This is a genomic window from Actinosynnema sp. NPDC053489, assembly GCF_044544865.1.
Lineage (GTDB): Bacteria > Actinomycetota > Actinomycetes > Mycobacteriales > Pseudonocardiaceae > Actinosynnema.
Genome location: NZ_JBITXT010000001.1, coordinates 572,922 through 585,780 on the forward strand (window position 1 = coordinate 572,922; position 12,859 = coordinate 585,780).

The 12,859-nt window shown below is 73.8% G+C and carries 12 protein-coding genes; 7 read left to right on the top strand and 5 right to left on the bottom strand.

Annotated elements, in window-relative coordinates; all coding sequences use genetic code 11:
• Nucleotides 1-7: 7 nt before the first annotated feature.
• Nucleotides 8-1,504, top strand: coding sequence for an aromatic amino acid ammonia-lyase (locus ACIGNX_RS02115; protein WP_396535337.1), 1,497 nt, complete (start codon nucleotides 8-10; stop codon nucleotides 1,502-1,504).
• Here the strand turns inward: ACIGNX_RS02115 and ACIGNX_RS02120 are convergent.
• Together ACIGNX_RS02120 and ACIGNX_RS02125 are read right to left on the bottom strand one after the other, a co-directional pair.
• The gene (locus ACIGNX_RS02120) at nucleotides 1,485-2,723 is read right to left on the bottom strand and encodes a sensor histidine kinase (RefSeq protein ID WP_396535339.1); all 1,239 of its coding nucleotides are present in this window, start codon (nucleotides 2,721-2,723) and stop codon (nucleotides 1,485-1,487) included. The two genes, ACIGNX_RS02115 and ACIGNX_RS02120, sit on opposite strands and share 20 nt — an antisense overlap.
• Nucleotides 2,720-3,409, bottom strand: coding sequence for a response regulator transcription factor (locus tag ACIGNX_RS02125; protein ID WP_396535341.1), 690 nt, complete (start codon nucleotides 3,407-3,409; stop codon nucleotides 2,720-2,722). The genes ACIGNX_RS02120 and ACIGNX_RS02125 overlap by 4 nt, the downstream gene beginning before the upstream one ends.
• A 160-nt stretch (nucleotides 3,410-3,569) precedes the next feature.
• Here ACIGNX_RS02125 and ACIGNX_RS02130 point away from each other — a divergent pair, with 160 nt between their 5' ends.
• From ACIGNX_RS02130 to ACIGNX_RS02140, 3 genes are read left to right on the top strand one after another with little or no spacing between them, the layout of a single operon-like run.
• The gene (locus ACIGNX_RS02130) at nucleotides 3,570-3,932 is read left to right on the top strand and encodes a PadR family transcriptional regulator (RefSeq protein WP_396535343.1); all 363 of its coding nucleotides are present in this window, start codon (nucleotides 3,570-3,572) and stop codon (nucleotides 3,930-3,932) included.
• Nucleotides 3,929-5,287 (top strand): permease prefix domain 1-containing protein, encoded by a 1,359-nt coding sequence (locus ACIGNX_RS02135; RefSeq protein ID WP_396535345.1) that lies wholly within the window; start codon nucleotides 3,929-3,931, stop codon nucleotides 5,285-5,287. Before ACIGNX_RS02130 ends, ACIGNX_RS02135 begins: the two co-directional genes overlap by 4 nt.
• Nucleotides 5,288-5,298: 11 nt before the next feature.
• The gene (locus ACIGNX_RS02140) at nucleotides 5,299-5,934 is read left to right on the top strand and encodes a TVP38/TMEM64 family protein (RefSeq protein ID WP_396535347.1); all 636 of its coding nucleotides are present in this window, start codon (nucleotides 5,299-5,301) and stop codon (nucleotides 5,932-5,934) included.
• 19 nt (nucleotides 5,935-5,953) lie between these two features.
• Here the strand turns inward: ACIGNX_RS02140 and ACIGNX_RS02145 are convergent, their stop codons facing one another.
• The 3 genes from ACIGNX_RS02145 to ACIGNX_RS02155 form a co-directional block, all read right to left on the bottom strand.
• The gene (locus tag ACIGNX_RS02145; RefSeq protein WP_396535349.1) at nucleotides 5,954-7,063 is read right to left on the bottom strand and encodes an arabinogalactan endo-beta-1,4-galactanase; all 1,110 of its coding nucleotides are present in this window, start codon (nucleotides 7,061-7,063) and stop codon (nucleotides 5,954-5,956) included.
• Between the two features lie 140 nt (nucleotides 7,064-7,203).
• On the bottom strand, nucleotides 7,204-8,322 hold the full coding sequence (locus ACIGNX_RS02150; protein WP_396535351.1) for a transcription termination factor Rho, short form: 1,119 nt from the start codon (nucleotides 8,320-8,322) through the stop codon (nucleotides 7,204-7,206).
• A 191-nt stretch (nucleotides 8,323-8,513) separates the two neighbouring features.
• The gene (locus tag ACIGNX_RS02155; protein WP_396535652.1) at nucleotides 8,514-9,500 is read right to left on the bottom strand and encodes a LacI family DNA-binding transcriptional regulator; all 987 of its coding nucleotides are present in this window, start codon (nucleotides 9,498-9,500) and stop codon (nucleotides 8,514-8,516) included.
• Nucleotides 9,501-9,786: 286 nt separating this feature from the next.
• Here ACIGNX_RS02155 and ACIGNX_RS02160 point away from each other — a divergent pair, with 286 nt between their 5' ends.
• The 3 genes from ACIGNX_RS02160 (at nucleotide 9,787) to ACIGNX_RS02170 (ending at nucleotide 12,738) form a co-directional block, all read left to right on the top strand.
• Nucleotides 9,787-10,041, top strand: coding sequence for a hypothetical protein (locus ACIGNX_RS02160; RefSeq protein WP_396535353.1), 255 nt, complete (start codon nucleotides 9,787-9,789; stop codon nucleotides 10,039-10,041).
• Between the two features lie 50 nt (nucleotides 10,042-10,091).
• Nucleotides 10,092-11,042, top strand: coding sequence for a cyclase family protein (locus ACIGNX_RS02165; protein ID WP_396535355.1), 951 nt, complete (start codon nucleotides 10,092-10,094; stop codon nucleotides 11,040-11,042).
• 253 nt (nucleotides 11,043-11,295) lie between these two features.
• Entirely contained in the window at nucleotides 11,296-12,738 is a 1,443-nt protein-coding gene (locus ACIGNX_RS02170; protein WP_396535357.1) for an RICIN domain-containing protein, read from the top strand.
• The last annotated feature ends 121 nt before the right edge of the window (nucleotides 12,739-12,859 follow it).

Below are 12,859 nucleotides of genomic sequence, written 5' to 3' on the forward strand. Positions count from 1 at the left end.
CGGTGGCGTGATCACCGATGCCACCGTGGACCTCGACGCGCCGCTGACCGGCGACCACCTCGCCCGCGCGGCCGCGCCGCTGGCCGTGCTCGTCGGCCCGCCCGTGCGGGAACGGGTCGAGCGCGGACGCGAGCACCTGCGGACCGTGCTCGCCGACGACGAACGACCCGTCTACGGCGCGAAGACCGGCTTCGGCGCGCTCATCGGCTACGCGGGCCGCGAGACCGAGGCCGACCAGGCGGACAACACGCTCGCGCACCTGGGCGCGGGCCAGGGGCCGGACCTGCCCGCCGACGTCGCCCGCGCCGCGCTGCTGGTGCGGACGTGGTCGCTGGCCCGGGGCGTCTCGGGCGTCTCCGCGCACGTGGTGGACGGGCTCGCCGCGATGTTCGCGACCACGTTCGTGCCGGCGATCCCGCGGTACGGCTCGGTCGGCGCGAGCGGCGACCTCATCCCGCTGGCCCACGCGACCCAGGCGCTGCGCGGCCGCGGGCACGCCTACGTCGACGGCGAGCGGATGCCCGCGGCCGACGCCCTGCGCCGGGCCGGGCTGACCCCGCTCACCCTCGACGGGCGCGACGCGCTGGCGCTGGTCAACGGCACGTCGGTCACGACGGCCGCCACCGCCCTCGCGCTGGGCCGGGTGCGCGCCTGCCACCGGGCCGTCCAGGACCTGACGTGCCTGCTCGTGGACGTGCTCGGTGCCGACCCGGCGTTCCTCGGCACCCGGCTGATCACCGCGTTCGGCCACCCCGGGGTGGTCGACGTGGCCGAGCGGATGCGGGCGACGCTGTCCGGCACCGTCCCCAGCGGCGGGCGCGCCCTCCAGGAGCCGTACAGCATCCGGTGCTCGCCGCAGTTGCTCGGCGCGGCGGAGGACGCGCTGCGCTACGTGGACGGCGTCGTCCGGGCCGACCTGGGAGGCGTCAGCGACAACCCGCTGTTCTTCCCGGACGACGACCTGGTGGCCCACGGCGGCAACTTCTTCGGGCAGCCGGCGGCGTTCGCGGCGGACGTGCTCGCCCTGGTGACGGCGTCGGTGGGGAACCTGGCGGAGCGGCAGCTCGACCTGCTGGTCGACCCGGCGCGCAACACGGGCCTGCCGCCGATGCTGGCGGCGGGGCCGGGCGCGCAGCACGGGTTGCAGGGCGTGCAGCTCGCCACGACGGCGTTCGTCGCGGAGATCCGCCGCGCGGCGGCGCCCGCCAGCACGCAGAGCCTGCCCACCAACCTGCACAACCAGGACGTCGTGCCGTTCGGGACGCAGGCGGCGCTGCGCGCCCACGACGCGGCGGGGTTGCTCGAGCTGCTGTGCGGGTCGTTGGCGCTGGGCCTGCGCCAGGCGGTCCACGTGGGCGGGCGGCGGCCCACCGCGCCCCGCTGCGCGGCCCTGGTGGACGCGCTGGCGGCCGCGATCGACCCGGTGGACCCGGACCGGCCGCTGGACGGCGACGTCCGCGTGGCGGCGGAGGTGGTGCTCGGCCTCACCGCCGACCGGTGGTGACCTCGTCGCCCACCGCTCCGGCCGCCGGCAGGCGGAGGGTGAACGTGGCACCCAGACCCGGGTGCCCCACGGCCTCCACCGTGCCGCCGTGGCCGGTCACGACCTCGCGCAGCAGGGCCAGGCCCAGGCCGAAGCGCCGCTCCGGGTTGCCGGGCCCGTGGTGGAAGCGGTCGAACAGCCGGGCCGCCTCCACCTGGTCGAAGCCCTCGCCGTTGTCCGTGACCGCCAGCTCCACCTGCCCGCCGCGACGCGCGAGGCGGACCTCGACCCGGCCGCCCTCCGGGGTGTGGCGCACGGCGTTGGCCAGCAACTCGTCCACCGCCCGGCGCAGGGCGGTCGCCACGCCGATCACGACCAGCGGGCCGGGCGGGCGGTCGACGGCGCGGACGAGCCTCGGGTCGTCGTGCTCGGCCACCGCGGCCTCCGCGACCGCGGCGAGGTCCACCGGCACGCCCTCGGCCTGCCTGCTCAGCCGCGCCGACAGCAGCAGGTCGTCCACCACCTCCCCGAGCCTGCGGATCGTGCCGGTGAGCTTGTCCAGGCCGTCGCGGTGGTCGTCGGGCAGGTCCGCGGCCTTGGCCAGCCGGGCGAGCAGCTGCGCCCTGGTGTAGGCCCGCGCGATCGGCGTGCGCAGCTCGTGGCTCGCGTCCGTGACGAAGCGCCGCTGCCGGGCCAGCGCCTCGGCCAGCGGTGCGACGGTGCGGCGGCCCACGCCCAGCCCCAGCGCGGTGGCGGCGAGCAGGCCGCCGAGCTCGGCGACGCCCAGCGCCAGCAGGAGGTGCCTGCGGTCGGCGAGCTGGTAGCGCAGGTCGAACACCGCCTGCGCGACCCGGCCGTCCTCGCCGCGCCGGGTCAGCACCAGGTACTCGGTGCCGTTCAGCTCGAGCGCGCGTTCGACGGACCGCCCCGAGTCCCGCACGGCGAAGAGGTCGTCGTGCAGCGGGAACCCGGGCGGGACCCGCAGCGGGCCGTCGTCCACCACGCCGTCCTCCAGCGTGAACAGCCAGGTGCAGCCGGGTGGCGTCGACGGCGTGCCGAACCGGGCGTTGAAGTGCAGGTCGCGCGTCACCTGGGCGTCCTGCGCCCGCACCATCACCACGTAGGCGATCCCGCCGACGAACGCGACCAGCACCGTGACCGCGAGCCCCACCAGCACGCTGATCCGCAGCCGCGCCCGGCGGACCACCGCGCGTTCCGCCTCGGCCCACGAACGGCTCACAACGCCCCCAAGCGATATCCGAGTCCCTGCACCGTGTGCACCACCGAACGGTCGATCTTGGCCCGCAGGTAGTAGACGTAGGTGTCCACAATGGACGTGGCGGAGGCGTCCGGGAACACCACGCGCCGCAACGACGCGCGCGTGTGCACCGTGTCCGGGTAGGCGGCCAGCACGCGCAGCAGGCCGAACTCCCGCGTGGTGAGCGGCACGCGGGCGCCGTCGGGCAGCACCGCCTCCCGCTGCCCGAGGTCGAGGTGGCCCGCGCCGATCCGCAGCACGGAGGCCAGTTCCACCGCGCGCCGGCACAGCGCCCGCAGCCGCGCGCTCAGCTCGTCCAGGTCGAACGGCTTGACCAGGTAGTCGTCCGCGCCGGCGTCGAGCCCGTCGATCCGGTCGTGCACCGAGCCCCTCGCGGTGAGGATCAACGCGCCCGCCCGCACCGAGTTCGCGCGCAGCCGCACCAGCAGGTCCAACCCGTCGAGGGCGGGCAGCCCGCGGTCGATGACCACCACGTCGTAGGGCCGGGTGAGGCCCAGGTGCAGGCCGCGCTGCCCGTCCGCCGCCACGTCCAGCGCGTACCCCTCGGCGCGCAGCGCGGCGGCCAGCAACTCCGCCAGCTCGCGGTCGTCCTCCACCAGCAGCAACCGGAAGCGGTCGGCCGGCCAGGATCCGGAATTGCCCCGCATCGATCCAGAATCCCACTTCCGGGTGTGCGGTCAACGGGTTGCGGGCCCCGACCGCCGGAGTTCCGCCGCCCGGCGTCCCGAATGGTCCGTTCCGCCGCCCTTGCTCCGACTCGATACCTAGAACTACTATGCCTTGAACATCTAGGGTGAGGGAGTGCGGGTGAAGGTCGCCAAAGACCTCGTGGCCGCCTCGGCGACGCCGATGGTGCTGGGGATCCTCGCGGAGGAGGAGAGCTACGGGTACGCGATCCTCCGGCGCATCAACGAGCTGTCCGCCGGTGAGCTGGACTGGACCGAAGGGCTGCTCTACCCGTTGCTGCACCGGCTGGAACGCCTCGGGCACGTCGAGTCGAGCTGGCAGTCGGTCGCGGGGGAGCGGCGGCGGAAGTACTACCGGATCACCCGCGGCGGGTTGGTCGAGCTGGCCGAGCAGCGCCGGCAGTGGGAGACCGTGGTGGGTGCGTTGCGCGAGGTGTGGCCCCGGTCCGACGGGCGGGCGCTGTCGTTGGGAGGACTGGCGTGACCGGCGATCGGGACGGGTTGGACGCGCAGTTCGCCCAGTGGCGCCACTACGTGCAGCGGCGTCGGGAGCTGCGGCAGGCCGACGTGGACGAGTTGGAGGACCACCTGCGGGGTTCGGTGGACGACCTGGTCGCGGTCGGCCTGCACGACGACGAGGCGTTCCTGGTCGCGGTCAAGCGGATGGGCGGCCTGGACGAGTTGTCGCGCGAGTTCGCCCGCGAGCACTCCGAGCGGCTGTGGAAGCAGCTCGTGCTGACCGACGGGCCGGTGGCGGGCGACCGGTCGCGGCGGGACCTGCTCGTGCTGGCCGGGTGCGCGGTCGGCGCGGCGGTCTCGGTGAAGGTCCCGGAGCTGTTCGGGCTGACCCTGGAGCGCGACGGCGCGTTCTACGCGCCCAACGCGGCGCTGTTCGCGCTGCCCTGGCTGGCGGCCTTCCTGGCGTGGCGCCGACGCGCCGGGGCGGTGGTGATCGGCGTGCTGGTGGCGCTGTTCGCGCTCGGCGCCGCGGCGGCCAACGCCTTCCCGCTCGGCGAGGACTCGCAGTCCATCGTGCTGACGGCCATCCACCTGCCCATCGCGCTGTGGTTCGCGGTCGGCCTGGCCTACGTGTCCGACGACCCGCGCTCGTCACGGCGGCGCATGGACTTCGTCCGGTTCACCGGCGAGTGGTTCGTCTACTACGTCCTCATCGCGCTCGGCGGCGGGGTGCTGGTCGGCGTCGTGTTCGGCACGTTCGAGGCGATCGGGACCTCGCCGGAGACCGTGCTGTCGCGGTGGGTGGTGCCGTGCGGCGCGGCGGCCGCGGTGGTGGTGGCCGGGTGGCTCGTGGAGGCCAAGCAGAGCGTGGTCGAGAACATCGCGCCGGTGCTGACGCGGCTGTTCACCCCGTTGTTCACGGCCGTGCTGCTGGCGTTCCTGGTGACCTTCGGCGTCGCCGGCCGCGGGATCGACGTGGAGCGGGAGGCGTTGATCCTGTTCGACCTGCTGCTGGTCGTGGTGCTGGGGCTGCTGCTCTACTCGGCCTCGGCCCGCGACCCGCTCGCCCCGCCCGGGGTGTTCGACCGGCTGCAACTGGCGCTGGTGGTCAGCGCGCTGGTCATCGACGTGCTGGTGCTGGTGGCGATCGCCGGGCGCATCAGCGGGTTCGGGAGCACGCCCAACAAGGCGGCGGCGCTGGGCGAGAACGTCGTGCTGCTGGTCAACCTCGCGTGGTCGGCCTGGCTGATGCTGGGGCTGGTCCGCGGGCGCCGGCCGTTCGCCGCGCTGGAGCGCTGGCAGACCGCCTACCTCCCGGTGTACGCGGTGTGGGCGTGGGTCGTGGTGCTGCTCTTCCCGCCGCTGTTCGGCTACCTCTGACCGGGGGACCGGTGCGGCTGCTCCTCCTGGTCGTCGTGGTCGCGGCGCTCGCCGTCGCGGCCGCGGTCCTCGACCTGCCCGACGTGGCCGGTCTCCGCGCGTGGGTCGCCGGTCACGGCGTGGCCGCGCCGGTGGTGTTCTTCGCGGTGTGCGCGGTGGGCACGGCGGCGTTCTTCCCGAAACCGGTGCTGGCCACGGCGTCCGGCCTGCTGTTCGGGGTGCTGCCGGGGCTGGTGGTCGCCGTGGCCGGCTTCACCGCCGGTGCGGTGGTCGCGTTCCTCGTCGCCCGGCTGCTCGGTCGGCGGTCCGTGGCGCGGTGGCTCGGCTCGGGCCGGTTGCGGGTGCTGGACGCGGTGTTCGAGCGCGACGGCCTGGCCGCCACCGTGGTCCTGCGCCTGCTGCCGGTCGTCCCGTTCGCGGTGTCGAACTACGGCGCGGGCGTCACCTCCGTCGCACCGGCCGCGTTCGCCACCGGCACGGCGCTGGGCCTGGTCCCGACCACGGCCCTGGCGGCGACCCTGGGCGACGCCGCCCTGGACCCCGGCTCACCGCGTTCGGTGGCGGCGGCGGTGGGCTGGCTGGTGCTGGCGGTGGTCGGCGTGGTGTGGGGGCGTCGGCTGCTGCGCCGGGCGGGACCACCGGGGTGAGGGTCCCGCCCGCGGCGCGTCAGGGGGTCCAGCGGACGTTCGGGTTGAGCCGGCCGGACCAGTCGAAGACCGCCATGTTGTCCCAGCCGTTGCCGCTGTTGGCGATGTCGGCCGGGTCCCAGCCGTTGCCGGGGACGGCCGTCCAGGTCGGCTCCCAGTAGAAGACGCCGATCGCGCCGGCGTTGCGGGCGGTGTTCTGGACGTGGGTGAAGTTGGTCGCCTGGCCCTGCCACGTCAGCGGGTAGCCCGAGCAGCCGGTGGTGATGGAGTTGCCCGTGCCGTCGGCGTTGCCGGCGGTGAAGGGGTAGGCCGTCTCGGCGACCACGACGTCCTTGCCGTAGCGGGAGCGCACGTCCGCGATGACGTTGTAGAGGTTGCTCAACGTGCCGTGCCACGTGCAGTAGTACGAGAGCGCGGTGATGTCCCACGACACGCCCTTGGCCCGGATGCCGTCGTAGAACCAGCGGGCGTGGTCGAGGCTGTCGGCGTTCGCCGTGTGGATCATGACCTTGGTGGCGCCGTCGCACGCCTTGGCGGCGTTGTAGCCGGCTTTGAGCAGCAGGCTGAGGTTGGTGAAGTCGTTGTCGACGACCTTGCCGTCGTTCCACAGCATGCCGGTGTTGATCTCGTTGCCGATCTGGACGCTGTCCGGTGCCGTGCCCTGGGCCTTGAGGCCGGCGCAGACGTCGTAGGTGTGGTTGTAGAGGTCGGTCTGGAGCCGGTCGATGCCGTGGGTGGCCCAGGCGGCGGGCTTGGCCTGCTTGCCGGGGTCGGCCCAGGTGTCGGAGTAGTGGAAGTCGACCAGCAGCTTGAGGCCCCGGGCCTTCACCGCCCTGGCGTACCGGAGCACCTTGTCCTTGTTGTTGTACCCGCTGCGCGGGTTGTTCCAGACGCGCAGGCGGACGTAGTTCACGCCGACGCCCTTGAGGATGTCGAGCGGGTCGTGCGCGGTGCCGGACGCGTCGTAGTACCTCGCGCCGAGGTCGAGGGCGCGTTGGGCGGTCGAGACGTCGGCGCCGAGCATGCTCAGCGTCCCGGCGGCGGAGACGGCGGGGGTGAGCGTGGTCAGCGGCAGCGCGGCGGTCGCCAGGGCGAGGGCGGCCGTGGCCACCCGGTGCGGTCCGGACATCCGATCTCCTTCGATCGAGGTCTTCGGCGGCGACTGTGAGCGTGCACACCATGAAAGCGCGACCGGGCGGATGCCTCAAGCCTCGCGAGAGGAACAGAGGTTAAGAACGTGCACAACACCGCTGATGCCGATGTCGGGGGTCAGCGCGGGGTGGTGGCGGTCAGGCGGGTGAGGAACTCCGCGTTGTCCCGGGTCTTGCGCAGGCCGTCCAGCAGCACGTCGATCGCGTCCTCCTTGCCCGCCAGCGCACGGCGCAGCAACCGGGTCGCGGCGGCCTCCCCGGGCGTCAGCAGGAGGTCGTCGCGACGCGTGCCCGACTGGTGGACGTCGACGGCGGGGTAGGTGCGACGGGCGGCCGTGCGGCGGTCCAGGCGCAGTTCGGCGTTGCCGGTGCCCTTGTACTCCTCGAACAGCAGCGCGTCGCCCGCGGAGCCCGTGTCGACCAGGGCGGTGGCGATGACGGTCAGGGAACCGCCGCCGTCCACGTTGCGCGCCGCACCCAGGAACCGCTTGGGCGCGGTCAGGGAGGCCGCGTCCACGCCGCCGGACAGGGTGCGCCCCGACGCGGGCGCGGCGAGGTTGTAGGCCCGGCCCAGGCGGGTCGCGGAGTCCAGCAGCACGACCACGTCCCGGCCCAGCTCGACCAGGCGCTTGGCGCGTTCGACGGCCAGCTCGGCGAGCGCGGTGTGGTCGCGCGGCGCGTGGTCGAACGTCGCGGCGACCACCTCGGCCGGCACGGCGCGCGCCAGGTCGGTGACCTCCTCGGGGCGTTCGCCGACCAGCACGAGCATCAGGTGGCACTCCGGGTGGTTCTTGGCGATGCCGTGCGCGATCGACCGCAGCACGGTCGTCTTGCCCGCCTTGGGTGGCGCGACGACGAGCGCCCGCTGCCCCTTGCCGATCGGCATCAGCAGGTCGACCACCCGCGTGGTCAGCTCGTGCGGCTCGGTCTCCAGCCGCAGCCGCTCGCGCGGGTGGGTGGGCACGAGGTCGGCGAACGCCGGCCGGGCCCGGGAGTGGCGCGGGTGCGCGCCGTTGACGGCCTCGACGGTGACCAGCGACGGCGGTTTGCCGTCGCGGGGCGGCGGTGCCACCCGGCCGTGGACCTCGTCGCCGCGCCGCAGCCCGTGCTCGGACACCAGCCGCGACGGCACGGGCACGTCGTCCGGGCCGGGCAGGCAGCCGTCGACGCGCAGCACCGCGCGGTGGTCCACGAGGTCGAGGACACCGGACACGAGCCGGTTCTCGTTGTGGTTCATCAGGATTCTCCCTGAGCGTGGGAATGGTGGAACCCGCTCGGGGAAGGCCGCGCAGGGCCACGTCCGAGCCGGTGATCGGTGAAGGGATTCGTGGGTGGGGCCGAGCCACCTACCGCCACGAGACGAGCCCAGCATAGCCACCCGCCGGGCACGGGCGCAAGCCGGTCCTCTGTGGACTGCCTCCGAGCAGCTCAGACGGCAGGCGGCGCGGTGCTCCCGCGCACCACCAGGCGGGTCGGGACGAGCGTGGTGCCGGCCTCGGTGCGCCGGTGGTGCACCTGCCGCAGCACGCGCTCCACGCAGCGGCGGCCCACCTCGGTGAAGTCCTGGTGCACCGTGGTCAGGGGCGGGATGAAGGACGTGGCGTCGGGGATGTCGTCGAAGCCGACCACGCTCACGTCACGCGGCACGACCCGGCCCTCCTCGTGGAACGCCCGCAGCAGCCCCAGCGCCATCTGGTCGTTCGCCGCGAACACCGCCGTGCAGCCCGGTTCCCCGGCCAGCTCCAACCCAGCCCGGTACCCCGAGTCGGCCGACCAGTCGCCGCGAGGCATCGGCGGCACGGGCAGGCCCGCCTCGGTCAGCGCCGCCCGCCACGCCCGCGCCCGGCCCTCGGCGGCGTAGGAGTCCGCGGGGCCGGCGACGTGCCAGACCGTGCGGTGGCCCAGGTCGAGCAGGTGGCGGACGGCCTGGCGGGCGCCGTCGGCCTGGTCGGTGTCCACGACCGCGTAGCGGTCACCGCCGGTGGAGTCCACGACCACGGCCGGGATGCCCAGCGGCAGGGTCACCGTGGCGGCGTCGAGGAGGTGGACCTCCATGATGACGATCACCGCGTCGACGGCCAGCTCGCCGAGCCGGGTGAACGCGCCGAGCACGCCGTCCTGCGTCGGCACGGCCACGGGGATCAGCGTGATCGCGTAACCCTCGTGCGCCGCGTGGTCCACTATGGCCTCCAGCGTGCGGCTGTTGCCGACCGTGGAGAGCGTGAACAGGATGACGCCGATCGTGCGGAACTCGCCGTACTTCAGCGCCCGGGCGGCGCTGTTGGGCCGGTAACCCAGGCGGCGCATGGCGTCCAGCACCTGCTCGCGCGTGGACCCGACGACGCCGGGGTGCCCGTTGGACACCCGCGACACCGTCTGCGCCGACACCCCGGCCAGCCGGGCGACGTCGGCCATGGACACCCGACGGGCGGGAGCGCGCCGGGCGGCCGGCTGCCGGGGCGTCCCGGACGTGGACCCGGTCGTCACGTCGGGACCTCCCCTCACCGCCGGTGGCGCGCCGTCACTATAACCGGGGCCTCCCGCTTGTTGTTCGCGCAAACACCGTCTCTCCGCGAGTACCCGCTCCGGCAGCCCGGCACCCGCCGGAGCTGGTCCGCCCGCACGGCGGCGTGATCGCGTCGCGGTCGGCGCCGGGCGGTGGTTCCACACCTCCCACCGGGACGCGGAGACCGGTGAGCCCTTGCGCGACGCGACCGGGCAGGGCCACGAGGACGGCTCCTGCCGGGCTCGCGGCCGGGCGTGGGCGATCCACGGGTTCGCCCTCGGCCACGCCACGCGGGCGAGCCCGCGTTCCCGACGCTGCGCCGACCACTTCCCGGCCCGCCTGCCCGACGACCGCGTGGCCTGCCGGGACTTGGTGTCCAGCGGCGGCAGAGGACGAGGAGCGGAACTCCTCGGCCGCGCGCCGCGACCGGACTGGCGCGGTCCCTGGTGAGACCCCCGGGGTGCCGTACCCTCCCCTCCGACCGGAGGAGTCGATGCTGGATGACGCGACCGATGCCCACGCTGGACGACGTGCTCGGGTACTTCGACACCCTGTCGAACTGGGGGCGCTGGGGTGACGACGACCAGCTCGGGACCCTGAACCACATCACCGACGACGTGCGGCTGGCCGCGGCACGGGCCGTGCGCCGCGGCCGGAGCGTGTCGTGCGCGTGGGAGGTCGCCGTGCCGGAGGACATGGAGCGGTCGACCACGACGTGCCCGTGCGCCGCCGACATGCCGGGTGCCGAGAACGTGCCCGCGGCCGGGTTCCACGAGGACCGGCGCTGGGGCTTCGCCACCGAGCGGCTCGGGATCACGTTCCACGGCAACACGGTCACCCACGTCGACTCGCCGTGCCACCTGTTCTGGGACGGCACGACGTACAACGGGCGGCCGCACTCGGTGGTCGACCCCGCGACCGGGTCGGCGTGGGCGGCGGTGACGGCCGCGGCGAACGGGATCGTCACGCGGGGCGTCCTGCTGGACGTCGCGGCGGCGCGCGGCGTGCCGTGGCTGGAACCGGGGCAGGGCGTGTTCCCCGAGGACCTGGAGGAGGCCGAGCGCCGCCAGGGCGTGCGGGTGGGCGCCGGTGACGCGGTGCTCCTGCGCACCGGCCACGGCCGCGTCCGGCACTCGCGCGGTCCGTCCGGCGGTGTCGCGCAGGCCGGCTGGCACGCGTCCTGCCTGCCGTGGTTGCACGAGCGGCAGGTCGCGCTGATCGGCGCCGACACCCCGCAGGACGTCCAGCCGTCGGGGTACCCGGGCGTGTTGATGCCGGTCCACGCCGTGGGTCTCGTGGCGATGGGGTTGTGGCTGCTGGACAACTGCGACCTGGAGGCGTGCGCCGCGACGGCCGCCGAACTGGGCCGGTGGGACTTCCAGCTCGCGGTCGCGCCGGTCCGCTTCGCCGGCACGTCGGGCAGCCCGGTCAACCCGATCGCCACCTTCTGACGCAGGGGGAGCGGTCGGGCGCCGACCCCCTTGACACGTGCCGCGACGGCCTCACACACTGGCTCGGCCACGCCATGTTAGCGCAAACATGACGGGTCACCGCACCGGCGAGCGGCAGGCTTCCGCCGAACGTGCGGTCTCGAGTCGGCCGATCCGCCGCGGCCGGGCGCAGCGAACGGACGTGCCAGCGCGCCGGCCAGGCCCACGTCGGCCGCTGGTCCCTCCCCGTCGTGGGCCGGACAAAGGAGTCCAGATGTCCCGCTTGTCTCCGAGGCGGTGGCGCGCGGCGCTGGCCGCCGCGGTCGTCGGGCTGGCAGCCGTGCTGCTGCCCGGCGGCACGGCGCAGGCCGCGCCGGTCACCGTCGACGTGGGCGTGCAGTTCACCGACACGAGCGGCAACCTCGTCCAGGCGCACGGCGGTGGCGTGATCAAGGTCGGGAGCTACTACTACTGGTTCGGCGAGAACCGCTACCCCGACAACCTGTTCCGCGCCGTGTCGGTCTACCGGTCGACGGACCTGAAGACCTGGGAGTTCCGCAACAACGTCCTGACCCAGAACAGCCACGCCGAGCTGCGCACCTCCTGGGTGGAGCGCCCCAAGGTCGTCTACAACGCCGCCACGGGCCAGTACGTCATGTGGATGCACTGGGAGAACGGCCAGAACTACGGCGAGGCGCGCGCCGCCGTCGCGTACTCGTCCACTGTGGACGGCAACTACACCTACCAGGGCAGCTTCCGACCGCTGGGCCACATGTCCCGCGACATCACGCTGTTCAAGGACGACGACGGCACCGCGTACATGATCTCCGCCGCGCGGGAGAACTACGACCTGCACATCTACCGCCTCACCGCCGACTACCGCGGCATCGCGCAACTGGTGGGCAACCCGTGGCCGGGCGGGCACCGCGAGGCGCCGGCGCTGTTCAAGCGCAACGGGGTCTACTTCATGCTCACCTCCGGCGCGACGGGCTGGTCGCCGAACCAGGCCAAGTACGCCACCGCCACCAGCGTGTCCGGGCCTTGGAGCGGCATGCAGAACGTCGGCGACTCCACCACGTTCCGCTCGCAGCCCGCGTACGTGCTGCCGATCCAGGGCACGCAGACGACGTCCTACCTCTACCTGGGCGACCGTTGGGCCGGCGCGTGGAACGCGCCCGTCGGCGACTCGAGCTACGTCTGGCTGCCCATCGCGTTCCCCAGCGGCACGTCGATGAGCCTGTCCAACGCCGACCAGGTCGTCATCGACACGGCCACCGGCACCCTCGGCGCGGTCTCCCTGCCCTACAACCGGATCACCGTGCGGCACTCCGGCAAGTGCCTCGACGTGGCCAACGCGAGCGGGGCCGACGGCGCGGCGCTGATGCAGTACCCCTGCGGCAGCGGTGGCAACCAGCAGTTCCGGCTCCAGGCCGCGGGCGGCGGCTACTACCAGCTCGTGGCCCGGCACTCGGGCAAGTGCCTGGACGTGAGCGACGCCAGTACCGCCGACGGCGCGGCCGTGGTGCAGTGGAGCTGCGGCTCCGGGCAGAACCAGCAGTGGTCGGTGGTCGACGTCGGCTCCGGCTACAACCGGCTGGTCGCGCGGCACTCCGGCAAGTGCCTGGACCTGCCCGGCAGCTCCCAGGACAACCTCCAGTTCAAGCAGTACCCGTGCAACGGCGGGCAGAACCAGCAATTCCAGCTCACGAGGGTCTGAGCGGACGCGGGGGGCGTCGTCGGCGTCCCCCGCGCCGAACGGTCGAAACCCGGCCGATGCCGTGACAACGGGTGCGCGGTGGGGTGATCCTGGCGGTACCGCTCGCTCGTGGGGGTCCCGG

What these genes read in the sequence shown, in the direction of transcription:
- ACIGNX_RS02125 (WP_396535341.1), bottom strand. Translation starts at nt 3,409, where the DNA reads ATGCGGGGCAATTCCGGATCCTGGCCGGCCGACCGCTTCCGGTTGCTG.
- ACIGNX_RS02145 (WP_396535349.1), bottom strand. Translation starts at nt 7,063, where the DNA reads ATGTCCGGACCGCACCGGGTGGCCACGGCCGCCCTCGCCCTGGCGACC.
- ACIGNX_RS02150 (WP_396535351.1), bottom strand. Translation starts at nt 8,322, where the DNA reads ATGAACCACAACGAGAACCGGCTCGTGTCCGGTGTCCTCGACCTCGTG.
- ACIGNX_RS02155 (WP_396535652.1), bottom strand. Translation starts at nt 9,500, where the DNA reads ATGGCCGACGTCGCCCGGCTGGCCGGGGTGTCGGCGCAGACGGTGTCG.
- ACIGNX_RS02165 (WP_396535355.1), top strand. Translation starts at nt 10,092, where the DNA reads ATGACGCGACCGATGCCCACGCTGGACGACGTGCTCGGGTACTTCGAC.
- ACIGNX_RS02170 (WP_396535357.1), top strand. Translation starts at nt 11,296, where the DNA reads ATGTCCCGCTTGTCTCCGAGGCGGTGGCGCGCGGCGCTGGCCGCCGCG.